Genomic DNA, 25,223 nt, shown 5'->3' on the forward strand with positions numbered 1-25,223 from the left:
GCACGGTGCTCGCCAGAACGGAGGATGTTTGAAACCCTCCTTCTCGCGAATCCCGACATAGACACGCTTCGCCACCAGTGCTCTCGGGCAAGCATGCTTGCCAAGGAAGCAGCACGGCCCCACGTGCATATGCCGCTTCGTTTCTTTGTAGGTCGACTGAACCGGCTGCGTGGTCTGCGTGGCTAGTTTGGTGGGCCATATGGCTGAACATATATTCACGGCTCATTTTTTGGGGTGAGTTGGCTGCGTGGACATGGTCGTTTTCGTGGAATATGGCTCACGCATCCTTGCGGCATCCTTGCTTCGTCGGTTGGGTCAGTTAAGTCGGTGGATTGGTTGGCGATGTGGTTCGTCATGCGTACAGATTTGGTGGTTGGTTCACGCGGATAGCGCGGGGTGCACCTTGGGCAGGTTCAATCACTGGTGGCGAAGCGTGTCAGAACCTGTGTTCGGAGAAGGAGGGGTTCACACATCCGTGGCTCTGGCGAGCACCGTGCTTTTGGGGCACCTATGAATGAAAACTGCACGCTGTGGACACTTAGGGTAGAGCGGTTAAAGCGTTTTCTTTGCTTCGTTTCTTTGTCGCTTTGGACAAAGAAATGACGTGCCGCCACGCACAGTGGCTAACAGTGATAAAGAGAAAATCCGACTCATGCAGACCACTAACACTGAAAGCACCACCCCGGCATTGACTCCAACCGCTAACCCCAAAACCAACGCCCCAGCACCAAACCCACCCGCTAACCCCCCAGCATAAATACCCGGACCGCCCCCCCAAAAAACAGCTAAATAGTGCGAACGAAAACCCCTTTCCTCGTCAAAATAAACCTTCCATTCACGGAGTAACAGAACCAGTGGCAACCCTGAAGGACGTCGCGGTACTCGCCGGCGTAGGCATGTCCACCGCATCGCGGGCTATCTCCGGCCGCGGACCCGTTTCCGCCGATGCACTCGCGCGCGTGCAGGCAGCGATCGCCGAATTGAATTTCAGGCCATCGTCGCTTGGGCGAGCGCTATCGACGCAATCGCTCGGCATGATCGGCATCTTCGTGCCGACGTTCTTCGGCCCGTACTACGGCACTATCCTCAAGCAGACCGATACGGAATTACGCAAGGTGCATCGCCATGTGGTGGTGGCAACGGGCTGCGGCGACGACTCGCCACGCGACCAGGCGATTGAAGCAGTGCAGTTCCTGATCGGGCGCGATTGCGATGGCGTAGTGGTGACAAGCCACGACTTGCACGACGACGATCTCGTCAAGTTGCACCACATGCATCCGAAAATGGTGTTCCTCAACCGCGACTTCGCGCAGATGCCGGAGGCGTCGTTTTGCGCGGATCATTATCGGGGCGGGGCGCTGGCGGCGCAGACGCTGCTTGCGCACAAACACAAGAAAATGGCCGTGATTTCAGGGCCTTTCCAGGCGTACGACAACCATGCGCGGATCGCAGGATTCTTCGAGGAACTCGCGCGCAACGGCATCGATCAGACCGAGGTTCAGTTGATTGAATCGGACTTCTCGCCGGACGGCGGATACGACTCCGTGCAGCAACTGCTGGCGTCGAAGAAAAAGTTTACCGGGCTGTTCTGCGCCAACGACACCATGGCAATTGGCGCCATGTCGTGTCTACAGCAAGCGGGCATCTCGGTGCCGGACGATATGTCGGTAATCGGTTACGACGACGACTATTCGGCCGCGTTCTCCGCGCCGGGCCTGACCTCGGTCCACATCCCGACCGCCGATCTCACGCAGAACGCCGTCCGATGGTTGCTCAACGCGTGTTACGGCACGGCGTACACGATCTATCGCGAGTTCCCTGTAACGGTCACGAACCGCGCGTCGGTTACCGCTCCGGCGAAACGCATACGCAGTTAAAGATACGCCCGCACGGCGCTCAAACGCCTTCTTGCGCGCGCCGCAGACGTTCGCGGCTGTTGATCAAATGCAACCGCATGGCGGTGCGGGCCGAGTCGGCATCACCACGCTCGATGGCATCGCAGATCTGTTCATGTTCGCGGTTCACGCGCGTCAGATAGTCCGCGTACTGGGCGGGCGGAATCTGCGTGGCGGTGAGGCGGGTGCGCGGGATCATGTGGGTGCCGAGATGCGTCATGATGTCCACGAAATAGCGATTGCCGGTTGCCTGCGCGATCTCGAGGTGAAAGCGGATATCGGGCGATATGGTCCCGTTCGCTTCACCCAGGTTGCGCTCGAAGTCGCTCAGCGCGTGTCGCATGGCAGCAATCCGCGCTTTGTCGCATCGCGCCGCAGCCAGTCCCGCGCTCTCTGTTTCGAGGCTGATGCGCAGCTCGAGCACGGAGAGGGCGTCGATGGAACCGGCCACGTCCGCAGGATCAAGTCGAAAAAGACCTCTGCTCGGCGCCTCGCAAATGAAGGTGCCAATGCCATGCCGTGTCTCCACGAGTCCTGCTGCCTGTAGCTTCGACAACGCCTCGCGTACGACCGTGCGGCTCACGTTGTAGCGCTGCACCATTTCCGCTTCGGTCGCGAGCCGGGCGCCCACTTTGAGTTCAGCCGTTTCGATCTGCTGGCGTAATGCATCGACCAGTTCGGTCGTCAGGCTACGGCGTACATGGGGGTAGGCCGGGGTTTCGAAGACAGCACGAGTCGGTCTCTGCACGGCTACCTCGGTTGGGATAATGTTTCACCAAAGTTGACAAACGGATGTGCGAATGATTATATGCACGCTATAGTCATATGACAACGTACAATAAAAGCTGAATCAAGCGGCAATCCAACCGAAAGGAGCGTGCAAGCTCCCGGTAGCCGCGCTTATCGGAGACAGGCTTAAATGGCCAATCAAGAACACACAGTTCCGTTCAAACGCCTGTTGCTGACCGGCGCCGCCGGCGGCGTCGGCAAGGTAATTCGCTCGCGCGTGGCCGCATTTGCAGACAAGATCAGGGTCTCGGATCTCGCCGGCGCGCTGCCCTCGGACGCGGCGGCGCATGAGGAAGTCATCCCGTGCGATCTCTCGGATAAGCAGGCAGTCGACGCGCTGGTTGCGGGTTGCGACGCGGTCATCCACCTCGGCGGGGTATCGGTGGAACGGCCCTTCGAGGAAGTGCTGGAGGCCAATATCAAGGGGGTTTACAACCTCTACGAAGGCGCCCGCCGGCATGGCGTCAAGCGTGTCATCTTCGCCAGCTCTAATCACGTGACCGGGTTTTATCGGCAGGACGAGAAGATCGACGCGCATGCGCTGCGACGTCCCGACGGCTACTACGGCCTGTCCAAATCGTTCGGTGAAGACGTGGCGCAGTTCTACTTCGATCGATACGGCATCGAGACGGTGAGCATTCGTATCGGCTCTGCGTTTCCCGAGCCTAAGGATCGCCGGATGATGGCGAGCTGGCTCAGCTACGACGACCTGCTCGAACTCCTGCAGCGCAGCCTCTTCACGCCGGATGTCGGTCATACAGTCGTCTACGGGATGTCAGACAACGTAGTTACATGGTGGGATAACCGGTTTGCATCGAAGCTCGGATTCGTGCCACGTGATTCGTCGGAGCCGTTCCGGGCGAAGATCGACGCGCAGCCGGCGCCTGAGCCCGGCAGTGCCGTTGCCGTGCTGCAGGGCGGGGCGTTCACCACAATCGGGCCGTTTGAATAACGTTCGAACAGGCCCGCTGCCCCAGTAACGGGCGGCGTCGCGCGTCCGGTGTGGCAACGAAAACGGACACCCTGCCGTAACAACCTAGACATTGCTGCGATGACTTTCTCTCTCGATTTCAGCCCGCTGCTTCCGTACTGGCCCGTCTTCCTGAAAGGCGCCTGGCTGACGTTGAAGATGACGACCGTGGCGGTGTTTTTCGGTGTGATCCTGGGTACGCTGGTCGCATTTGCGAAGCGCGGCCGGAACCGGCTTCTATCGCGGCTCTGCTCGATCTATATCGAGGCCGTGCGCAATACGCCTTTTCTTGTGCAGATCTTCCTGCTGTACTTCGGGCTGGCCAGCTTCGGTGTGCGCATGCCGACGTTCGCCGCCGCCACGCTCGCGATGGTGATCAACATCGGCGCTTACGCGGCCGAGATCATTCGTGCAGGCCTTGAATCGGTGCCGCGCGGGCAGATCGAGGCAGCCGAATGCCTGGGGTTGTCGCGCTGGCGGATCGGCTGGCATGTGATGCTTCAGCCATCCATCGAAAAGGTTTATCCCGCGCTGACCAGCCAGTTCCTGCTGATGATGCAGGCCTCGGCCATAGCGTCGCAAATCTCGGCGGAAGAGCTCACGGCAACGGCGAACACCGTGCAATCCGATACCTTCCGCTCGCTCGAAACGTACATTGTCGTGGCGCTGCTGTATCTCGCGTTGTCGCTGCTGATCAAGCTGATTGCGTGGGCCGTGGGCGAGGTCGCGTTCAAGCGGCGGCGGGTCATGCGCCAGGCCGCGGAGCGGGCTGGCAAGCCGGTGCCGGACCAGGGGCGAATCGATACCGTGATTCCCGGAGGTGCAGCATGACCGGCGGTTTCACTACGGCACATCTGTTTTATCTCGTCCACTCGATCTGGTGGACGCTGGTGCTCTCGGCGCTCGCTTTTGTGCTGGGCAGTATCGGCGGCTTCGGCGTGATGCTGGCGCGCATCTCGCCGCGTCGCTGGCTCAGCCGTCCGGCGATGGTTTATATCGAAGCCATTCAGGGCATTCCGTTGCTGATCCTGCTGTTCATCGTCTACTTCGGTTTGTCCGTGTATGGCTTTCAAGTGCCGGCGCTGGTCGCGGCCGGACTTGCGCTGATGGTCTACACGAGCGCGTATCTTGGCGACATCTGGCGCGGCTGCATAGACGCCATGCCAAAGCCCCAATGGGAGGCCGCTGAATGCCTGTCATTGACGCGCTGGCAGACCTTGCGCCTCGTGATCATTCCGCAGGCGCTGCGTCTCGCGCTGCCGCCAACGGTGGGTTTCCTGGTGCAGGTCATCAAGATGACGTCGCTTGCTTCGGTGATCGGTTTCGTTGAATTGACCCGCGCCGGCCAGATCATCAACAACTCGATTTTTCAGCCGTTCCTCGTGTTCGGGCTGGTCGGGGTCTTCTATTTCGTGCTGTGTTATCCGCTCTCGCGCTGGAGCCAATCGATGGAGAAAAAGCTCAATGTCGGCAATCGTTAAGCTCGGGGACGTCTATAAGAGTTTCGGCTCGAACCAGGTGCTCAAGGGCGTGTCACTGGAAGTGGCCAAGGGCGAAATGATCGCCGTGATCGGCGCGAGCGGTTCAGGAAAGAGCACGGCGCTGCGGTGTATCGATCGCCTGGAAACCATCGACCGCGGGACGATCGAGGTATGCGGCATTCGTGTCGATGACCCGAAGGTGGACCTGCATCAGTTGCGCCGTGAAGTCGGCATCGTATTTCAAAGCTACAACCTGTTTGCGCATTTGACCGTGGAAGAAAACATCATGCTGGCGCTGCGCCACGTGAAAAAACTCGGACGTGATGAAGCGCGCCGCGTGGCAATGAAGGTACTTGATCAGGTCGGCCTCGCGCAAAAAGCCGATGCGTACCCGGAGCAGCTTTCGGGTGGGCAGCAGCAGCGTGTGGCGATTGCGCGGTCGCTTGCGATGTCGCCGAAGGTCATGCTATTCGATGAAGTGACGTCCGCGCTCGATCCGCAATTGACCGGCGAAGTGCTGCGCGTGATGGAGGATCTGGCGAAGGACGGCATGACGATGTTGCTAGTCACGCACGAGATGGCGTTCGCCAAGCGCATGGCGGACCGGATCATTTACATGCACCAGGGGAAGGTGTGGGAAGTGGGTAGCGGCGACATGCTCGACGCGCCCAAGACACCCGAGTTGCGTACGTTCCTGAACAACGGCTTATAGCTTTTAGCTTGCAGACAACGCCCGAATAAATTTTGAACCGACCATAAAAATGGAGACTGATTTGAAGACTAATCGATTCATCATGCGCGGCTGCGTGGCCGCTTTGTTGCTCGCGGGCGTAGCGCACAGCGCGATGGCCGACCAGCTCGACGACATCAAGAAGGCAGGCAAGATCCGCGTGGCGATCGCGATGGGCACGCCGCTGTTCAGCTACGCCGATGCGAACCTTCAGCCTGCGGGTTCCGATGTAGACACGGCCGTGGCGTTGGCGAAAGACCTCGGTGTGAAACTCGAACTCGTGCAGATCACGAATGCCGCGCGCGTGCCGACCTTGCAGGCCAAGCGTGCAGATCTCGTGATCGCGGATCTCTCGATCACGCCTGAGCGCGCGAAGGTCGTCGACTTCTCGATTCCCTATGCGGTCATCACGATCATCGTAGGCGGAACGAAAAATGAGAACGTCAAGAATTACGATGACCTGAACGGCAAGACGATCGGCCTCACGCGCGCCACTGTCAACGACACCATCACGACGCAAATGGCGAAGGGTGCGCAGATTCAGCGTTATGAAGACGATGCGACGCTGATTACATCGGTGGTGACGGGGCAGGTTGATATCTTCTCCAGCACGCCGTCGAACCTGGCCGAGATGGTCAAGCGCGCGCCTAATCGCAATCTGGAACTGAAGTTCCCGCAGAAAGATTTCGACCTGGGCATTGCGATGAACAAGGACGAGCCGAAGCTCAAGGAGTGGGTCAATAACTGGGTGAGCACGAACCAGAAAAATGGCGCGCTCAACACGATCTACAAGAAGTATCACGGCCGCGATTTGCCCGCGAGCGTGACGAAGGGATAAGCGAAGCGCTAAACCCGCGTGACGTTAAAAAGGGCATCGCGATTAACATCGTGATGCCCTTTAATTTCGTCAACTCGTTTGGCGGGCCGGAGAATCAGGCCGCCGGCGTCTGACCGATCTCGTGGTTGGCCAGATACTCCAACGCGCGGACCATGCCGGAGTGATCCCATGCCTTGCCGCCATGCGCCGCGCAAGCGTTGAACAGCGCCTGGCACGTCGCGGTATTCGGCAGCGACACCCCAAGCGCCTGCGCCGTCGAGAGCGCGAGGTTCAAATCCTTCTGATGCAATTCAATGCGAAAGCCCGGATTGAACGTGCGTTTGGTCATGCGTTCGCCGTGCACTTCCAGAATGCGCGACGACGCGAAACCGCCCATCAATGCGGTACGCACTTTCTCTGCGTCAACGCCGGCTTTGGACGCCAGCAACAACGCTTCGCCGACCGCTTCGATGGTCGCTGCGACAATCACCTGGTTCGCCAGCTTGCAGACCTGTCCCGCGCCGACTTCGCCGATCAGTGAGACGTTTTTGCCCATCATGTCGAAGAGCGGTTTGACGCTGTCGAAGGTGGCTTGCGAGCCGCCGACCATGATCGTGAGCGACGCGGCCTTGGCGCCGACTTCGCCACCGGAGACCGGTGCGTCCAGATAGTCCGCGCCGCGTTCGCGCACTTTCGCTGCGAACTCGCGGGTGGCGATAGGCGAGATCGAGCTCATGTCCACCACGACCTGACCTTCACGCAGCGCGGCGACCACGCCGTTCTCGCCGAACAGCACACGTTCCACGTCCGGCGTGTCCGGCACCATGACGAAGATCACGTCGGCTTGCCCGGCGACCGCAGCCGGGCTGTCGCACGCAACCGCGCCGGCTTGGGTCAGCGTGTCCGGCACGCCGCTACGCGTGAACGCGGCGAGCGCCACGCCGTTCTTGATGAGGTTCTCGGCCATGGGTTTGCCCATGATGCCAAGACCGATGAAGCCTGCTTTTTGCATGTCTATCTCCACAAGTTGTCTGGGTGCGAACGGCTAGCGTCCGGCTTCGTCCTGCTTTTATCTTGCTACTTCTGCATGAAATGTTTTTGTACGGCTTGCGCCGCATTCCTGAGCAGGCCCATGTCGGCGCAAACCGCGATCACCTGGCAGCCCATCGACAGATACCGTTCCGCATCGGCCTGCACGGGTGCAAGCGTGCCGCTCGCTTTGCCTGCAGCGCGGGCGCGCTCGAAGACGTGTGCGATGGCCTGCTGCACGTCGGGATGATTGGGATTGCCGAGGTGTCCATACGATGCCGCCAGATCCGACGGGCCGAGGAACACGGCGTCAACGCCTTCGACGGCAAGGATCCCATCGATCGCTTCAACCGCTTTCCGGCTTTCGATCTGCACCACGACGCAAATGTTGTCGTTCGCGGTGCTTAAGTAGTCGCTTACGGTTCCGTAGCGGTTGCCGCGATGTCCCACCGATACCCCGCGAATTCCTTGGGGCGGATAACGGGTCGCGGCGACGGCGCGGGCGGCGTCAGCGGCGCTGTCGACGAAAGGGATCAGAAAGTTGAAGAAGCCGCTATCAAGCAGCCGCTTGATTACCACGCTGTCATTAGCCGGCGGCCTCACCACCGGGGCGCTGCGGCTGTCCTTGAGCGCCATCAGTTGGGGGATAAGGGTAAGGACGTCGTTGGGGGCGTGCTCGGCGTCTAGCAGGATCCAGTCGAAGCCGAGTATGCCGAGCAGTTCGGTCGTGATCGGGCTGCCGAGCGACGCCCAGCATCCGATCTGGGTTTCGCTCTTCAAGACCGACTGACGAAAGGTGTTGGGCAAGGGCTGGTAAGGCGTAGACGATGTCATGGCTAGGTTTCCTCTGGCTTGACGTCTTGAATTGGACGCCGAAATATCTGGGTAATCTATATTTCGGCAATCTCATACGTTATCAGACGTCATATTACATCGCGGGTTTTCGGAACTGCAAGTGCATTGGCGGGTTGAGGGGCCGCTCAGGTGTATTTCCTACGATACGCGCTGTTCTTCGTAGACCAGCCAGGCGTGTTCATCCCGCAATCCGCCTGCTCGGGACGTCGTGCACACCTACCTGCGATTTGCACGCCCACACGATCAATACGCCGCGAGGAGCGAGCGTGGCTGGAGGGCGCGCGGTTGGGCAAATGACAGGTTCGCTGTCTTACGAGGCCCAAAACGTGTGTCCGCGCGTATACCCGGTATTTGCCGAATCGCGCCCCGGTGCTGCGCAACTCCCGCCAGAGCCTTATAAAACAAGGCTTTGCGCCACCTCGCTGCAAATTTTTCCTCCCGCCTGCCCGCCTAAACTTATCCGCCCAACCGCCGTAAGGAGAGGGTCGGCACGGGCCGATGTCCTCGCGCGAAGCGGCGCATCGTATGGAGATTCGATGAAAACAGCGGTAAGCATCAAGGCATGGCTCAGTATTCTGGTGGCGGCATTTGCCATCATGTTGGCTGCCACGGGCGGCTACAGCATCTACGCGGCGCGAACCGCCGACGCATCCATGCGCGGGCTCTACATGCAAGACACCGGCAGTCTCGACCTGCTTGCCAAGGACACGATCCGCTTGCTGATCGCGCGCACGGCGTTGCAGGACTACGACCCACGCGCTGGCAGCGCGGAGTCCGCGGCGTTGCTGCGTGACGCTCAAGGTGCGATCGATGGCGCGAACGCAGCATGGAAAGCGTTTGCAGTACTTGCAAGCGGCCACGAAGAGCAAACGCTCATGCAGACGGCGAACACCGCACGCGAGCAACTCGTCCAGCAGACATTGTTGCCGGCCGTGGAGGCGCTGGAATCCAAGCGCGCGAGCGATATCCGCGAGTTCAACGAGAACCAGATCAAGGACGCATTCAAGGCCTACGATGCCGCGCTGCAGCCGCTGGTTGCCATGGAGTTCGAGCACGGCAAGACACGGTTTGAAGCCTCGCAGCGACGCACCACCACGGTTACCTGGATCGCCTCGACGCTGCTGGCGGCCGGGCTCGTGCTGGCGTTCTTCTCGCGTGTCGCGTTGGAGCGGATCGTGATCGTGCCGTTGCGGGCAGCCGTGGATGCCTGCACGGAGATTGCCGGAGGCAACCTGGCAACCCGTCTCACTGCGCGCCGGCACGATGAAATCGGCCGCCTGATTGACGGGTTATCGACAATGCAACAAGGCTTGAGCACGATAGTCGGCGGCGTACGCGACGGCACGGAACAGATGGCCGTGGGGACTCGTGAGATCGCGTCGGGGAACATCGACTTGTCGCAGCGGACCGAAGAACAAGCCGCTTCGTTGCAGGAAACGTCAGCGAGTATCGGTCAATTGACAAGCACGGTGCGCCAGAACGCCGATAGCGCGCGGCAAGCGAGCGGTCTCGCGCAAACCGCATCGACAACCGCCAGTCACGGCGGTCAGGTCGTAGCCGACGTGGTGTCGACCATGGACGGTATCAATAGTAGTTCGAAGCAAATTTCGGAGATCATCGGGGTGATCGAAGGGATTGCGTTCCAGACCAATATTCTCGCTCTGAACGCAGCGGTTGAAGCGGCGCGGGCGGGTGAACAAGGGCGTGGTTTCGCCGTGGTGGCAAGCGAAGTGCGCGCGTTGGCACAACGTTCGGCCGGCGCCGCGAAGGAGATTCGTGAATTGATCACCACGTCGGTGGAGCGCGTTGGCAATGGCTCGGTGCTGGTCAGGAACGCGGGCAGCGCGATGAGCGACATCATTGTCGCGGTGGGCAGGGTCACGGACATCATGCGGGAGATCACGGTGGCGTCCGAGGAGCAGACCACTGGTATCGAACAGGTCAACGTGGCGATCGCGCAGATGGACCAGGTGACGCAGCAAAACGCAGCGCTGGTCGAGGAGGCCGCTGCCGCAGCGGCGTCGCTGGAAACGCAGGCGGCGCAGATGAACGCGGCTGTCGCGCTCTTCAAATTGGCGGAGGTCTAGGGGGACGCGAAACTGCGTCAAGCATCCGGCTCATGCATCGGGCTCAAGCATCCGAATGCGGAAGCGTCTCGGGCCAACGGTTCTCTTCGACGCAATTCGATACGGCTACGCGCTTGGCCCAACCTTCTGCCTGCAGCATCGGTTCGTCGTAGAAATGCTCTACATGTCCGATGCACAGAATGGCGACCGGCTTCGCGTCCGCAGGCATATGCAGCAGCCGTTGAACTGCGCCGACGTCGAACAGCGACACCCAGCCCATCCCGAGCCCTTCGGCGCGTGCGGCCAGCCAGATGTTCTGGATAGCGCACGCGACCGATGCCAGGTCCATTTCCGGCAGCGTCCGGCGGCCGAAAATGTGACGCTCGCGATTCTCCATCAAACCGACGACCACGATTTCGCCGCAGTCCAGGATGCCCTGGACCTTGAGCCGCATGAATTCATCGCTACGCTCGCTGAGCGCGTCTGCAGTAACGCGCCGCTCGGTTTCCACGATGTCGTGCAGCGCCGTCCGCAGGTTCCGGTCCGTCACCCGGACGAAGCGCCACGGCTGCATGAAACCGACGCTCGGCGCATGGTGCGCGGCGTCGATCAACCGCGCCATTTGATCGGCGGCAACGGGGGCGTTAGTGAAATGCCGCATGTCGCGGCGTTCGTGGATCGCGCGGTAGACCGCGGCAATCTCGGGTTCGGAAAAACGCTTGAAGGTCGAATCAGTCATACATCCATGCTTTAAAAAAAGTGCCGTAGAGGCGAACAACCGGGCCAACAACCGGGCGAAGGAGGGGGCCAAGTACGTCAATGTCGATCGTCGAAAAAACGGGATTTCCCAACTAACGTCCGCCGCCACACCACGTACGCACCAGGAACGCGCACCGATGTCGCTATACGCCACATCCGCGTCGCCTTCCAATAAATCTTCGCATCTCGCGCTGCCGTTATCTGATCAATCGACGCTTGATTCCAGTGGTTCCCTTCACGGTTCGCCCCAGATATCCGGAGGATACAGACCTGTTGCGCCGCGTACTATAGCGACGCAGTGGGGACTAGCCCTTATGCGCAAACACATGACTATTCGCGGCGGCCTGGTCGCGACGATCGCCATTTACACCGTCTTGCTCCTCGCGGTAATCGTGGTGGGCATCCTGGGCTTGTACGGCAGCAATTCGGCTCTCAGGGAGATGTATCGCGACGATACCGCTTCAGTGCTGCACCTTAAAACAAGCTCGGAGCGCCTGCTATTGCTGCGTGCCGGGTTTGGCGAAGTCGAGCAGTTGATCAGCGCCGGCAAGCCCGCTGAGCGCGAAATTGCTCGCCAGCACGCGCTTCTTAACGAGAGCAACAAGGAACTGGAAGCCTTTCGGAAGCTTCACGAGCCGATGCCGGCGGAGAAGGCGCTCATCGACGCTATGCAGTCGCGGCGCGAGCAACTGCTGGCCCAAGTGTTCCAGAAAGCGCTAACCGAGCTCGATCAGGACAATCTGGTGGATTTCCTTACCACTCAGCGGGAAGCACCGCCCACGCTTTTCTCCGATTATCAAGGTGCGCTGACCGCTCTGGAAAACTTCCAGGTCGAGCGCCAGAAAGCACGCTTCGACACCACCGACGCACGTTTTGAAGCCATGCTCTGGACGCTCGGCGCCGCAGCGGTTGTCGCCCTCGTCATTGGTTTCTTCGCGCAGCGGATATTGACCCGGGCGATCGTGCGGCCGATCGACATGGCCGTCGATTATTTCGGCCGGATCTCGGCCGGTGACCTGACCAGCACCGTGACGGTCCAGCGCAACAACGAGATGGGCTACATGCTCAATGCGTTGAAGGGCATGCAGGACGGGCTTGCGCAGACGGTGCGCAAAGTGCGTTCGAGCGCGGAGACAATCGTGCGTGACGCCCATGCCATCTCGGGCGGCAATCTCGATCTGTCGGCGCGTACGGAGCAACAGGCTGCCTCGCTTCAGGAAGCTGCATCGAGCATGGAGCAGTTGACCGCCACCGTCAGGCAGAACGCCGACAACGCGCGCAACGCCAGCGAACTTGCTGCGGGCGCATCCGACATCGCGTTGCGCGGCGGGGATGTGGTGAACCGCGTGGTCGCGACCATGAACGCGATCTCGGGCAGCTCCGACAAGATCGTGGGCATTGTCAGCGTGATTGAAGGGATTGCGTTCCAGACCAACATCCTCGCGCTGAATGCGGCGGTGGAAGCCGCGCGGGCAGGCGAGCAGGGGCGCGGTTTCGCGGTCGTTGCAAGCGAAGTGCGAAGCTTGGCGCAACGCTCGGCATCGGCGGCGAAGGAGATCAAGGAATTGATCGGTACGTCAACGTTGAGCGTGAAGGACGGCAGTCAGCTCGTGGCTCATGCAGGCGCGACCATGGTGGAAGTCGTGGAGGCCGTCAGGCGCGTGAGCGCGATCATGGCGGAGATCAGCCTGGCATCGGGCGAGCAGACCACGGGTATCGAGCAGGTCAACGTGACGGTGGCGCAGATGGAAGAGATGACGCAGCAGAACTCGGCGCTGGTGGAAGAGGCGTCCGCGGCTGCGGTGTCATTGGAAGAACAGAGCCGTCAGTTGAATGATGCAGTGGCGCTGTTCCAGCTGAAGGCGGTCGCTTGATGAGGGAGCGATAGCCAACTAAAACGAAGTTGGCTACCTTACATCTTGTCTATACATATATAAAAATATCCATCGATACAAGTCACGTGTCCGTCAAAGTAAATTAACCATAAACTGCTGAATTAAAGGTGTTTAAGCCTGAGATGACCAAGTTTTTTAAAATCTCGGTTAGGGGTAAACATTCACAGTAGCGTACTTGTCTATACATATTGATTCCCATACAGTCGCATTGAATCGTGAATGGCCGCCCGGCGGCGTTTGCGATTCAGGCCGTCGCGCAGGCGTACTGCCGTACTGCGCGACGACGTATTGAAAGAAGCGGGCGACACGCGGTTCACGCGACGCCACTGACTCGAGGGAATCCATGTCTGCATCACAGCGCGGCGCACAGAGCGGCGCCATTGCCGAACGCCGCACCATCGACTACATCCCCGACGCCGAGCGTCATGGCGGCCTTGCCAGCCAGTTCACGCTATGGCTGGCAGCAAACTTGCAGATCACCGCGATCGTCACGGGCGCGCTTGCGGTCGTGCTCGGCGGCGACGTGTTCTGGTCCTTGATCGGTCTGATGGTCGGTCAGTTGATGGGCGGTGGCGTGATGGCGTTGCACGGAGCGCAGGGGCCGCAACTCGGGCTGCCGCAAATGATATCGAGCCGCGTGCAGTTCGGCGTGTACGGTGCGGTGATTCCCATTGCGCTGGTGTGCCTGATGTACGTCGGCTTCTCGGCGAGCGGCTCGGTGCTCGCGGGGCAGGCAGTCGCGCAACTATTGCACGTGGACGACGCGGTCGGCATTGTCGTGTTCACGCTGGTGATCGTCGGCTTTACGGTGTTCGGATACCGTGTGATCCACGCGATTGGCCGCGTCGCCAGCGTGATCGGCGTGCTGGCGTTCGTGTACATGTTTGCGCGGTTGCTGACGGGTCACGATATCGGCTCGTTGCTGGCGAACCGTCACTTCACGTTGAGCAGTTTCCTGTTGTCGATGTCGCTATCCGCGTCGTGGCAGATCGCATTTGGCCCGTACGTTGCCGACTATTCTCGCTATCTGCCTTCTTCAACGTCGCCGCGCAAGACGTTTTGGGCCATCGGACTTGGCTCGGTAATCGGCGCGCAGGTGGCGATGGTGTTCGGTGTGTTCGCGGCCGCGCTCGCGGGCAAGCAGTTCTCGCATCACGAGGTGTCGTTTGTCGTCAGCCTCGGTGGGAGCGGGGCGATTGCCGCACTGCTTTACTTCGCTATCGCGTTCGGCAAGATCACGATCACGACGCTGAATGCGTACGGCAGCGTGATGTCGATCGCGACGGTGGTCAGCGGCTTTCGCGGCGAGCAGCGTCTGTCGACGCGTAACCGCGCGATCTACATTGTCGCGATGGTTGGACTTGCGATGGGCCTCGCGCTCGCCGGTCGTCACGCATTCCTGAAGGAGTTCTCGTCGTTCATCTTGTTCCTGCTCGCGTTCTTTACGCCGTGGAGCGCGATCAACCTGGTCGACTATTACTTCATTACCAAGGATCGTTACGACGTCCCCGCGCTTTACGATCCGGATGGCCGCTACGGTCGCTGGAACGTGACCGGTATCACGGTGTATGCAATCGGGGTGCTCGTGCAATTCCCCTTTATTTCGAGCGCGTTCTATACCGGCCCAATGGTGGACAAGCTCGACGGCGCGGACATTTCGTGGATCGTCGGGCTCGTGGTGCCGGCGGTGCTGTATTACTTTGCCGCGCGTCACAAGGCACACGCTGCGCCCGCGCATTTAATTCTGCCTGCCCAGCCGACGTCTACAGGGAAGTAACAGGACGCCTGCTTTGCGTTGCAACTTCCCGTCAGGCTTTTCCGATTTCGCAATCGCTCATGCCCAGTGCGCTGCTACCCAGACGTTCCCGACCCAGTGACCCGGTATCCACACCGCGGGGCGCGGCACAGGCGTCATGTAGACGACGCGCGGTGCAACGTACACGGCCGGCGGCGGGGGCGATGCGTAGATGACCGGGGGAGGCGGCACATACACGACCGGAGGCGGTGGCACGTAGACGACCGGAGCAGCAACGACCACCGGCTTGGGTGCGACGACGACCGTCGTGCCGCCCGTCGTGATGACGCCCGTGGTGGTAACCACTCCACTTGTTGTCACTGTGTTGCCGTATGTACCGGTCGCGCTGGCAGAGGTCGTAACGACGCCCGGCGCAACCCGCGTCGCCGTACCTGAGTGATAGACGGTCCCGCCGTCCGAGCCGGTCACCGTGCCTGAACGGGAGCACGAATTACCGGCACAATTCGTCGATGCCGAATGGTCGACCGTATTGCCGTTCGAGCCAGTGATCGACCCGGACGATGAATACTGGCCCGGCGCGGTTTTGGTCACGTCGCCGGATGTGGACGCCGTCTTGCCGTCCGGTCCGGTGAGCGTGCCGGTGTGTGAGCACGTGCCGCTGGCGCAGTTCGTGTCACCTGCGTGCTGCACCGAATTGCCGTAGCGTCCGGTCGCGGTGCCCGAATTCGAAAACTCGCCCGGTGCGTTGCGGGTTACCGTACCCGTGTTGGTCGCGAAGCCACCGTAAGGGCCGGCGACGCCTCCTGCATGCGAACAGCTGCCGCCGCCACACGAGCCGTATCGAGCGCCGTTATACGTGCCGTGCGATGTGTATGCGGTGCCGTGCTGCGACCAGGCGAAAGCTGAGGCGCTGCCGAGGGCAAGTACGGCGACGGTTGCGGCAAGCACGAGCTTGCGCAGGGCACCCCGTACAGATTCTGTGGTCGCGGCGAACGTGGGGGAAGCGGCGAGTGTCGGGCGGACGAACGAGCGGATATTCACACTATCTCCTTGGCGGTTCAGAGCCACTTCCTGCACTGCAGCGTGGCGATGAGCGGACTATAGGAGCCTGCGCAGATTTAATCATCAACGAAGATATGTCACCCGGTGTCACCGCAGTGGAGGCCCGCCAGACGGGGGTTTGCGAACGGGCGACGTGCGCCGTGACATATATCGACATGAATTGTTGCAAGTCGAAATGTCATACGGTTGGGCATGGTGTTGGGGTCTTTCGCTTGCGATAGATATGGTGAGCATAGCTAAGATTGAGATCAGTAATTTTTAGCAAAGAGCGCAACGATGCTTCTGGGTTTGCCGCAGACGACACATCCCGCGCCGGTGTCTTCGTGTGACTGATCGAACGGTAGGCATCGGATCGTCACGTTCAGATCCACTTTCACCTGACTCTCGCAAGTCTTATCGCCACACCAGGCAGCTAAGGCGAAACCGCCAAGGGTATCGGTTTGCTGTTCGGCTCGCGGTTTAAAAAATTTTTCAAACTCGCCTTTGTCTGAAATCGTGCGCGTATGTTCGGACCGAAACTGTTGGGCGCGCTCAAAGCATCCGCGCTGGATCTCGTCTAACAATGACATGACGGTTTCCGGAAGATCCGCGAGCAAAACTGAGATTTTTTCGGACGCGTCACGATCGCGTCGCGACAACGTGACAGAGCCACTGTCCTTATCTCTGAGCCCGATTTCGAGTCGGATAGGAACGCCCTTTTTGATCCACTCCCATTGTTTTTGACCGCCTCCTGATTCCCTGCGATCGATCTCGACGCGAACCCTTCTGTCGGCGAAATGCATGGAACGCAATCGGCTGGCGATCAGGTCGACATACTCGTCTACCGCTGCTCTCGTGTCGTCGGACCGATGTATCGGCAAAATAACCACTTGAGCCGGGGCAATACGCGGCGGCAGGACAATACCGTCATCGTCGCCATGCACCATGATCAACGCACCGATCAATCGGGTGGATGCGCCCCAGGACGTGGTCCAGGCAAATTGCCTGCTACCTCGTTCACGTCCCTGAAACTCGATGCCGGCCGCCTTGGCAAAATTCTGGCCAAGGAAATGCGATGTCCCGGCTTGCAGCGCCTTGCCATCACCCATCATCGCTTCAATGGCGTAGGTATCGATGGCGCCAGGAAAGCGTTCGCTGTCGCTTTTTACGCCGCGGATAACCGGTATTGCCAGATAGTCTTCGACAAAGCGCGTGTAGATATCGAGCATCCGGGTGGCCTCTTCGCGTGCTTCGGACTCCGTCTCATGCGCGGTATGTCCTTCCTGCCACAGGAATTCGCTGGTCCGTAAAAACAGGCGCGTGCGCATTTCCCAACGGAATACATTGGCCCATTGATTGATCAATAAAGGCAGATCGCGATAGCTCTGAATCCATTTCGCAAACATGACGCCGATGATCGTTTCGGAGGTGGGGCGAATGACCAGCGGCTCCTCAAGTTCGGCCGAGGGATCGGGAATCAGCGAACCATCTGCTGAGTGGATCAGTCTGTGGTGCGTAACGACGGCACATTCCTTCGCGAAGCCATCGACATGTTCGGCCTCTTTCTCAAGCAGCGACTTGGGAATAAGCAGCGGGAAATAGGCATTGCGATGCCCCGTTTCCTTGAACATATCGTCAAGCTCTCGCTGCATGTTTTCCCAGAGCGCAAGCCCCCACGGCTTGATGACCATGCAGCCACGAACAGGGGAGTTTTCTGCGAGTTCCGCGGCATCAATCACTTGTTGATACCACTCGGCATAGTTCTCCGCTCGCGTCGGAGAAATGGCGTTCCTCTTCATTTTGTTCATGACTGACCTGGCTAGGTGAAGGATCAAAACAAGGGCAAAAAAGGGCAAAAAAAAACCGCCTCAGAGGCGGTTTGTTTGAGCAGCATACGGACGCGCGCTAACCCACCGCTGGAGAACCGGTGTAGAAAACTGGCGGGAACTGTACGCTGATATGTTTCATGACTTTATGATCTGTGTTTTTTTAAACGATGTCAACGGTAGAGGGCTCGCAATGAATTCTCTACGGTTGTTAGCGTTGGTCCAACGGCGCTCGCAGCATTCGCCCGGGGACAACACTACCGTGGTGCCCTGAGGATTAGTCGACCGGACGCCACTGACCAGAATCCGGGCACACAATGGCCCGTGCACCGTTCACCCAGACTTGCTCTTCATCCAGTTGCAGCGAGATTGAACGGTCGATGTCAAAAGTAACCTCAAGTGCTTTCCCAACATGGGCATCTTCAATGGGAAGCTCCCAGGTCAGAAAGATTTGGGTGCAATCCTGGTCAGGTCCGAAGTCGGCCACATTAAAGCCGGTGCTGCCGCGTTGAATGACGCCATGAGGCTGGCCGGTATCGAATATCACAGCGGTACCCCGGGTCAGAGGGATTCGATAACCTGTAGAGGGAAAATGCAAGTCCAGACCCTTGTCCTCGCTCATGAAGAGATTGCAAAAGGCCGCACCGCCATATTGCGCGCCATCGTGGTGGTACCTCGCACCACGGCAGGCCATGAGCGCTACGTCACTGGAGGCAAGCACGTCAGGCAGTCCAAGCTCGCAGGTCCAATCGGATACCGCTTGCACGCAAAGCTTGTAATCCGGCCAGCGTACTAGCGCTCGCGCCAAAGGCATTACCTCGACGTCCCCAGGCTCCAGGACCAGGCGCGACGCTATCTCCCTTTCCCAATCTGCGAGCAGACGTGCAGGGGGCATGGGTACGTCGACTGTGCCCGTCAGCGCGATGTCGCTCACGCTTCGGCTGCGGATAACATCGCCACTCCAGAAATAGGAAGTAAGGAGGTCTCGCACTCGATGCGGTTGAGGAGCGTCATTCATAGGGTGGTGCGCTATTGCACGCGCTTAGGCGGTTGCGGGTTGTTTGCGGGGTTACTGTCAATCTTGACGACCCGTTCGATTCCCGCGATACCTGCCAGCGCCGACAATTCAGCTCGCAGCAGGTCGGCGGTCTCTCCCGGGTAGAGCTCCTCACTATCTACATAGACAGTGAAAGACTTCAGATACTTCGCTTTTTTCTCAGGGTTCTCGATCGTTTCCCTGGTCCATTGGTAAAGCGGATACTTTTCCGGGCCGAGTCGTTCTGCTTCATTGACGTAATCAGAAAACGCGTCGAACTGGCATGTCAACGAGGCGTTATGCCGACGCAGTAAATCACGTAGCGCAGGGGACGCGCCCTCTGGATCTCTGCGCAAGATCGCGGCGGTCTCCGGTGAGACGGTGATCCTGACCTGAAATAGCCATGCATCGTTCTTAGTCATCGTTCTTAACCATCATTCCACCGTGGGCCACGCCAGATGAGGCGATGTCCAGTCCAGTTCGCTACCGACCACCATCACCCGCTCGTTGCACGTGAACGCAATCGTCACGCCGACCGACGCGCGCCCGCTGGTCAGCGATAAATACGGTTGGCAGAACACTGCCGTTCCCATATTCGCCACTGCCTTCCAGTAATACGGCCGATGATCCCATCGCCCCGACTGCGACGCGAATAACGGCCCAAGCCGGAAGTCTGCGCTCGATCCCGCGCGGCCCGTAATTTCCTGCCCCAGAATGCGCCCGGTATCGTCGAGAACAAAGCCGCGTTTGCACAGTTCCAGCTTCGCCATGGGCGCGATGGCGTCTTCCACACTGGCGCCGTCCGTCAACGCCGCCGCCGCAGTATTGAGCATGGCGAGATACGGCGCCAACTGCGCTTCGAAGCGGGCGGTGCGCACGGCCCGGCCTTCGGCAATCACATCGAATGCATGGTCGATACGCCGCGTGACCGCTGCCGGCGATGGCAGCGTGGCACTCGGTCTGCCCAACAAGAACCCTTGCGCGAAATCGACATTTGATTCCACCGCCAGGATGAGCTCCTCGGTCGTCTCGATCCCTTCAACCACGACCAGCATGTCCGCCCGATGCAGCAGCGAAACAATGGTCGGGAGCAGAGGCTGATCCGAGGCACGGCTCTTCGCGCGGATCAGCGCGCCATCGAGCTTGACGAAGTCGGGCTGGATCCGCAGCAGGCGGTCGAGGTTGGAGTGGCCCGTGCCGAAGTCATCGACTGCAATCAGGAAACCGCAGCCGCGATACCGCCACGCGGCCAGCGCCAGCTCCTCCACGTCCACGCCCTCGGACTCGAGGATCTCCAGCACCACGCCACGGGGATCGAGTCCCGCTTCGAAGACGATCGCCGCGAGCGTCTGCTCATAACCCGGCTGGATGAACGTGGAGGGCGCGACGTTCAGGAAGAGCCAGCAGTCGAGCGGCAGGCGCTTGCGGGCGTTCGCGAGATGCAGATGGTGGGTCAGTGCATCCAGGTCGTTGATACCGGAATTTGATTGCGGGGCGAACAGCTTGTCGGGTTGCAGCGGCGTGCCATGCCGGTCGAAGCCGCGAAGCAGGGCTTCAAAACCGACCTGCTTCTGATGCGACAAACTGTACACCGGCTGGTAGTGGGTGAACAGGTCGAACGCGCCCCAGCGGGTGACAACGACCGGTTCCTCGTCGACCCGTGTGTCAGTGTCTTCATCGAGCGCGGTGGCGCGCACACGCTCGACCCGTCGCGCTTGCTCGACGAACACCCGGTTATGGCCCGCGTGTTTCGCGCGCAATAGCGCTTCATCGGCACGGTCCAGCAGCTCGATGGCGTTCTCGTTCGGGCGGCGATGCGCCACGCCGAAGCTGGCGGTGAGAAAGCCGTCGGGTCGAAGTATCGATGCAATGAGGATGCGCAGCGTGTCGGCCAGTCCGGTCGCGCGATCTGGAGCGGGCGCCTTGATAAGGACCGCGAACTCCTCGCCCCCCAGCCGTCCTACCACGGCGTGCGCGGGCACGGCGTCGTTCAGGACCTTGGTGACGTCCATCAGCGCCTCGTCGCCTCTCGCGTGGCCGTACTGGTCGTTCAGGGACTTGAAGCGATCGATGTCCAGGAAGATCGCACTGACGACTTCATCGTCTCCTTTCGTCTCGCCCAGCATCTGTTCCGCCTGCTCGAAAAAAGCGCGCCGGTTCAGAAGTTGGGTCAAGGGATCGGTTGCCGCGAGCGCCCGTAGTTTCTCTTCGAGCAGGAAGTGATTGAGCCGGAACCAATAGAACCCAAAATGAAACGTGGTCGCGGTCGGGATGCCGATTGCCACCCACATTGCGCATAAGACGTAGTCGTCGTGCGTGAAGGGCACGGCCATGACGAAGGGCAGCCCGGCCAGATAGAACGCAATCGTTCCCAGGACGAAATGCCGGGGCGTCAGCCACAGCGGCGCCGCACAAATAGGGATGACCATGCCGGCCGGCAGCATCCAGAAGAGCGGCTTTTCCACGCCCTCGACATTGATCACAATCCCGATCTGCAGAACGACGACATAAAGCACGCCGATCAGGCCGAATATGAAAGTGGACGGCGCCTTGGGGATGGCCGCGACTAGCAACAGCATGGCGAGAGCACATGTCAGGCGCGGCCAGAGCGGAAGGTCGGTCCCCGTTACGTGGGCTCGGGCAATGACAAAAATAAGAAATGCCACCACGGTAAAGGCCATGGTGACCGTTGATAGCGGCCGTTGCTGATCCATTGAGCGGCGGTGGAAACAGAGTCGAAGCGCGGGTGTGATCGTGGGCGGGAGCAAGGAGGTGAGCATGTTCTCGGGGTAAGTTTTAGCAGCCTCATTAATTGATGATGGCTGTCGGCTGTGCCGGGCCGAATTGTTTGAACTACCGGAGTTACGAAGCTTCACATGATCCGACAATAGTCGGATGAATGAGATTGTCTTACTTGGCGCGGCCGGGCTCAAGTGAATGTTTATTCAACCGTATTGTTTTTGGGAAATAAGGGGGGCGGGCTATTGGGTCCGGCCATGTTTTGGAAGCGAGAAGAGGATTCGCGCGCAATGCAGTTGCTGCCGGAAATCCTATACCGCGGCTGTCTGGTATTGCAGACAATACAAAAGCATATCAATCGGCATCCGCAACGGCGACTTAAGTGTCGTTATCCAGTAAATGGGATGGCATGGGTTTGTTCGTTGAATTGTGCGTCGCACAACATGCTGTTATTTGTAGAAACTCGCGGCATCGTCAATAAACACGGTTTTAGTTCAGTCGCGCGTTTGCCGCCCACGCCCGCAGCGGACAGCTCACCGATTCGCGCACGGTGGTTATCCGTCAATGCACGCACGATCATGCCATTCACCGCAATGTTGTTACTGTTTCGGCCGGTTCCAACTCGTGTATTCATCTAGACGTCTTGCAAGCGTCACCGTGACGTCATGTTGCGTTCCTAGAATCCGTTTCGACGCTGCCAAGCTTTGACACGCGATTGTGAGGACACCATGGATGCAATTCACATTGAACGTCTCTGCAAGACGTTCAACAACGGGCGCAAGGCGCTCGACTCCATCGACCTGAAAGTCGGTGAAGGAGAAATGATCGCGCTGATCGGTGCGTCGGGTTCAGGGAAGTCCACGCTTTTGCGGCACATCGCCGGCTTTACGGCATCGGACCCCGCGCCGTCGCATGTCACGCTGCTCGGCCGGCCTATCCAGCAAAACGGCAAGGTCGCGCGCGAGGTTCGTCGAATTCGCCGCGATGTCGCGTTTGTCTTTCAGCAGTTCAATCTCGTCGGGCGTCTCACCGTGCGCACTAATGTGCTGCTCGGCGCGTTGTCGCGGGTGCCGCTGTGGCGGCGTCTTATCGGCCGGTTTCCGCGGGTGGAGCATGAGCTCGCGATGGCGTCGCTGAGCGCAATGGGTATTGGCGACCACATCAACGAGCGCGCGAGCACGCTGTCCGGCGGTCAGCAACAGCGCGCCGCGTTGGCGCGTGCGCTGGTGCAGCGAGCCCGCATTGTCCTCGCCGATGAACCCATTGCATCGCTGGACCCCGAGTCGTCGCGACGTGTCATGGAGCTGCTTCAGTCGCTGAACGAGGATCACGGTTTGACCGTAGTGGTGTCCTTGCATCAGATCGATGTAGCGATGAAATATTGCGCGCGTACCGTTGCGCTGCGCGACGGCCGCGTGGTCTACGACGGCCCGTCAGCCAGCCTCACGCCATCCCTTTTGCGCGACCTGTATGGCGCTGCAGCCGAAGAACTGCTGACCGACACGGAAAGCACGCTGCGCGACGTGGAGAAGCAAGCCGAACGTGCAGTCGACCGTGCCGCCGCGCGCCCCGAAGGTGCGTCGGCCCGCTCGGCCGCGTTCGCTTCGGCATCCGCTGCCAGCTCCTGATTTGTTTTTTGAACACCTGCTTTGAACCCTCTTCAACCTGGACTCATTCGATGAAATCAGCCCGTTTTCTTCTGGCCGGTGTGGCCCTTGCTGCGTGTTTTGTCACGCAGATGGTGCGCGCCGAAACGCTCAACCTCGGCATTATCTCGACCGACAATTCGTCCGCGCTCAAGCAACGCTGGCAACCGCTGATCGACGACCTCAATAAGCAGACCGGCCTCGACGTCAAGCCATTCTTCGCGACCGACTATGCGGGCATTATCGAAGGCATGCGTTTTAACAAGGTGCAGATCGGCTACTTCGGCAATGCGTCTGCCATTGAAGCGGTCGACCGCGGCAACGGCGAAGTGTTCGCGAAGGTAAAGTACAAAAGCGGCGAAGCGGGTTATTACTCGCTGCTGATCACGAACGTGAACAGCAAGTGGAAGACGGTTGACCAGGTGCTGAAAAACACGCACGACATCAACCTCGGTTTCGGCGATCCGAACTCGACGTCGGGCACGCTCGTGCCGTCGTATTACCTGTTTGCTAAGAACGGCATCTCGGTGCGCAATGACTTCAAGAGCGTGCTTCCGTCCAGCCATGAAGCGAACATGCTGGCTGTGGTAAACAACCGTGTCGACATCGCGACCAACAACACCGACATGGTCGAGACGCTAAGGCAAAATCATCCCGAGTTGCTCAAGCAGGTGCGCGTTTTGTGGAAGTCGCCGCTGATTCCGTCGGACCCGCTGGTATGGCGTCGTGACCTGCCGCAGGCGACGAAGGACAAGTTGCGTAACTTCTTCGATCACTATGCGCAGAGCGATCCGCGCGAACAGGCGATCATGGCAGGGATCACGGGCTTGTCGGGTTTTGCGGATTCCACCGACGCTCAACTCATACCGATCCGTCAAATGGCCTTGTTCCAGAAAAAGCAGCAGGTCCAGAACGACGAACACATGTCCGACTCGGACAAGAAATCGCAGATCGCGGCGCTCGACCAGAAGCTGTCGCAACTGGATAGCGTGGCGGCGAAGTGAAGCACAACGCCGACGCCTATTCCCTCGGCAGCGCGCGGAGCGGTCCGCTGCCACTGAAGCTCGAACTGGGGCAGCCAAAGCGGAGCTGGTTGTCCATGTTCGGATGGTTAGTGGCGGTGGCAGTGCTTGGGCTGTCCTGGCATAGCGCTGACATGCGTCCGCTTGATCTCTTCAGCGATTCCGGCAACATGCTGCAGTTCGGCAAGGACTTTTTTCCGCCGGACTTCTCCGACTGGCGCACCTATGTGCACGAGATGATCGTCACCTTGGCAGTGGCGGTATGGGGCACGGCGCTCGCACTGGTGTGCGCTGTGCCGTGCGGTTTGCTGTCGGCCTACAACATCGCGCCTATGTGGATCGTGCAGCCGGTACGCCGCCTGATGGACTCATGCCGCGCGATCAACGAGATGGTCTTCGCGATGCTGTTCATTGTCGCGGTGGGACTGGGGCCATTCTCGGGCGTGCTCGCGCTTTGGGTGCATACAACCGGCGTGCTGGCCAAGCTGTTTGCTGAAGCAGTCGAAGCGATCGATGCACGGCCGGCAGAAGGCGTTCGTGCAACGGGTGCAAGCAGTCTTGATGAAGTCCTTTACGGCGTGCTGCCCCAGGTCCTGCCGTTGTGGATCTCGTACGCGTTGTACCGGTTCGAGTCGAACGTACGCTCGGCGATGGTGGTCGGCATGGTCGGCGCGGGCGGGATTGGTGTTGTGTTGTACGAAGCGATCCGCTCGTTCAACTATGCCCAGACCTCAGCCATACTGCTGATGGTTATCGTGATTGTTACGCTGATCGATCTGGCGTCCGCGTGGCTCCGTGAGCGTGTGATCTGAATGCGTGATTTAAGCGCGTGATCTGAATGCGTTGGCCGGTCAATGCTCGGCCGGCCAAC

General features: G+C 59.7%; 22 protein-coding genes. 12 read left to right on the top strand and 10 right to left on the bottom strand.

Annotated elements, in window-relative coordinates:
- The coding region (locus GSQ93_RS37745; protein WP_216857596.1) for a hypothetical protein at window positions 1-219 on the bottom strand (219 nt) is incomplete at its 3' end.
- Between the two features lie 635 nt (window positions 220-854).
- Between GSQ93_RS37745 and GSQ93_RS09800 the strand changes: the two genes are divergently transcribed.
- On the top strand, window positions 855-1,877 hold the full coding sequence (locus GSQ93_RS09800) for a substrate-binding domain-containing protein (protein WP_158935466.1): 1,023 nt from the start codon (window positions 855-857) through the stop codon (window positions 1,875-1,877).
- 19 nt (window positions 1,878-1,896) lie between these two features.
- Here the strand turns inward: GSQ93_RS09800 and GSQ93_RS09805 are convergent, their stop codons facing one another.
- On the bottom strand, window positions 1,897-2,643 hold the full coding sequence (locus GSQ93_RS09805) for a FadR/GntR family transcriptional regulator (protein ID WP_174254601.1): 747 nt from the start codon (window positions 2,641-2,643) through the stop codon (window positions 1,897-1,899).
- Between the two features lie 171 nt (window positions 2,644-2,814).
- Between GSQ93_RS09805 and GSQ93_RS09810 the strand changes: the two genes are divergently transcribed.
- From GSQ93_RS09810 to GSQ93_RS09830, 5 genes are all read left to right on the top strand, one after another.
- Window positions 2,815-3,636, top strand: coding sequence for an NAD(P)-dependent oxidoreductase (locus GSQ93_RS09810; RefSeq protein ID WP_158935467.1), 822 nt, complete (start codon window positions 2,815-2,817; stop codon window positions 3,634-3,636).
- Between the two features lie 99 nt (window positions 3,637-3,735).
- Window positions 3,736-4,485 (top strand): amino acid ABC transporter permease, encoded by a 750-nt coding sequence (locus GSQ93_RS09815; protein ID WP_158935468.1) that lies wholly within the window; start codon window positions 3,736-3,738, stop codon window positions 4,483-4,485.
- Complete coding sequence (locus GSQ93_RS09820) at window positions 4,482-5,135, top strand: amino acid ABC transporter permease (protein WP_158935469.1); 654 nt, start codon at window positions 4,482-4,484, stop codon at window positions 5,133-5,135. Before GSQ93_RS09815 ends, GSQ93_RS09820 begins: the two co-directional genes overlap by 4 nt.
- The gene (locus GSQ93_RS09825) at window positions 5,119-5,847 is read left to right on the top strand and encodes an amino acid ABC transporter ATP-binding protein (RefSeq protein WP_158935470.1); all 729 of its coding nucleotides are present in this window, start codon (window positions 5,119-5,121) and stop codon (window positions 5,845-5,847) included. Before GSQ93_RS09820 ends, GSQ93_RS09825 begins: the two co-directional genes overlap by 17 nt.
- Before the next feature lie 82 nt (window positions 5,848-5,929).
- The gene (locus GSQ93_RS09830; protein WP_158935552.1) at window positions 5,930-6,703 is read left to right on the top strand and encodes a transporter substrate-binding domain-containing protein; all 774 of its coding nucleotides are present in this window, start codon (window positions 5,930-5,932) and stop codon (window positions 6,701-6,703) included.
- A gap of 94 nt (window positions 6,704-6,797) precedes the next feature.
- Here GSQ93_RS09830 and GSQ93_RS09835 read toward each other — a convergent pair whose 3' ends face one another.
- Together GSQ93_RS09835 and garL are read right to left on the bottom strand one after the other, a co-directional pair.
- Window positions 6,798-7,706, bottom strand: a complete 909-nt coding sequence (locus tag GSQ93_RS09835) for a 2-hydroxy-3-oxopropionate reductase (protein WP_367889746.1) — start codon at window positions 7,704-7,706, stop codon at window positions 6,798-6,800.
- Between the two features lie 53 nt (window positions 7,707-7,759).
- A complete protein-coding gene (gene garL, locus GSQ93_RS09840; RefSeq protein ID WP_158935472.1) occupies window positions 7,760-8,545 on the bottom strand; it encodes a 2-dehydro-3-deoxyglucarate aldolase in 786 nt (261 codons plus the stop codon).
- A gap of 557 nt (window positions 8,546-9,102) precedes the next feature.
- Between garL and GSQ93_RS09845 the strand changes: the two genes are divergently transcribed.
- Entirely contained in the window at window positions 9,103-10,653 is a 1,551-nt protein-coding gene (locus GSQ93_RS09845; protein WP_158935473.1) for a methyl-accepting chemotaxis protein, read from the top strand.
- Window positions 10,654-10,696: 43 nt separating this feature from the next.
- On the opposite strand, the gene bluB is transcribed toward GSQ93_RS09845, so the two are convergent.
- Window positions 10,697-11,371, bottom strand: a complete 675-nt coding sequence (gene bluB / locus GSQ93_RS09850; RefSeq protein ID WP_158935474.1) for a 5,6-dimethylbenzimidazole synthase — start codon at window positions 11,369-11,371, stop codon at window positions 10,697-10,699.
- A gap of 334 nt (window positions 11,372-11,705) precedes the next feature.
- On the opposite strand from bluB, the gene GSQ93_RS09855 reads away from it, so the two are divergent.
- On the top strand, window positions 11,706-13,265 hold the full coding sequence (locus tag GSQ93_RS09855) for a methyl-accepting chemotaxis protein (RefSeq protein ID WP_158935475.1): 1,560 nt from the start codon (window positions 11,706-11,708) through the stop codon (window positions 13,263-13,265).
- 364 nt (window positions 13,266-13,629) lie between these two features.
- Window positions 13,630-15,063, top strand: a complete 1,434-nt coding sequence (locus GSQ93_RS09860; RefSeq protein WP_158935476.1) for a cytosine permease — start codon at window positions 13,630-13,632, stop codon at window positions 15,061-15,063.
- 57 nt (window positions 15,064-15,120) lie between these two features.
- On the opposite strand, the gene GSQ93_RS09865 is transcribed toward GSQ93_RS09860, so the two are convergent.
- The 5 genes from GSQ93_RS09865 to GSQ93_RS09885 all read right to left on the bottom strand — a co-directional run bounded on the left by GSQ93_RS09865 (window position 15,121) and on the right by GSQ93_RS09885 (window position 21,659).
- Window positions 15,121-16,002, bottom strand: a complete 882-nt coding sequence (locus GSQ93_RS09865; protein ID WP_254073829.1) for a hypothetical protein — start codon at window positions 16,000-16,002, stop codon at window positions 15,121-15,123.
- Between the two features lie 350 nt (window positions 16,003-16,352).
- A complete protein-coding gene (gene proS / locus GSQ93_RS09870) occupies window positions 16,353-17,891 on the bottom strand; it encodes a proline--tRNA ligase (protein ID WP_158935478.1) in 1,539 nt (512 codons plus the stop codon).
- A gap of 295 nt (window positions 17,892-18,186) precedes the next feature.
- Window positions 18,187-18,927 (bottom strand): hypothetical protein, encoded by a 741-nt coding sequence (locus tag GSQ93_RS09875; RefSeq protein ID WP_158935479.1) that lies wholly within the window; start codon window positions 18,925-18,927, stop codon window positions 18,187-18,189.
- An 11-nt stretch (window positions 18,928-18,938) separates the two neighbouring features.
- Window positions 18,939-19,367, bottom strand: coding sequence for a hypothetical protein (locus GSQ93_RS09880; RefSeq protein WP_158935480.1), 429 nt, complete (start codon window positions 19,365-19,367; stop codon window positions 18,939-18,941).
- Window positions 19,368-19,379: 12 nt separating this feature from the next.
- Window positions 19,380-21,659 (bottom strand): bifunctional diguanylate cyclase/phosphodiesterase, encoded by a 2,280-nt coding sequence (locus GSQ93_RS09885; RefSeq protein WP_254073826.1) that lies wholly within the window; start codon window positions 21,657-21,659, stop codon window positions 19,380-19,382.
- Between the two features lie 753 nt (window positions 21,660-22,412).
- Here GSQ93_RS09885 and phnC point away from each other — a divergent pair.
- From phnC to phnE, 3 genes are read left to right on the top strand one after another with little or no spacing between them, the layout of a single operon-like run.
- A complete protein-coding gene (phnC, locus tag GSQ93_RS09890) occupies window positions 22,413-23,312 on the top strand; it encodes a phosphonate ABC transporter ATP-binding protein (RefSeq protein ID WP_158935482.1) in 900 nt (299 codons plus the stop codon).
- Between the two features lie 50 nt (window positions 23,313-23,362).
- Window positions 23,363-24,334: a phosphonate ABC transporter substrate-binding protein gene (gene phnD, locus GSQ93_RS09895; protein ID WP_158935483.1), complete on the top strand. Its 972-nt coding sequence runs from the start codon at window positions 23,363-23,365 to the stop codon at window positions 24,332-24,334.
- A 47-nt stretch (window positions 24,335-24,381) separates the two neighbouring features.
- The gene (gene phnE / locus GSQ93_RS09900; RefSeq protein WP_301952056.1) at window positions 24,382-25,164 is read left to right on the top strand and encodes a phosphonate ABC transporter, permease protein PhnE; all 783 of its coding nucleotides are present in this window, start codon (window positions 24,382-24,384) and stop codon (window positions 25,162-25,164) included.
- Window positions 25,165-25,223 lie beyond the last annotated feature (59 nt).

The sequence above is a fragment of the Burkholderia sp. S171 genome (assembly GCF_009766085.1).
Classification (GTDB): domain Bacteria; phylum Pseudomonadota; class Gammaproteobacteria; order Burkholderiales; family Burkholderiaceae; genus Caballeronia.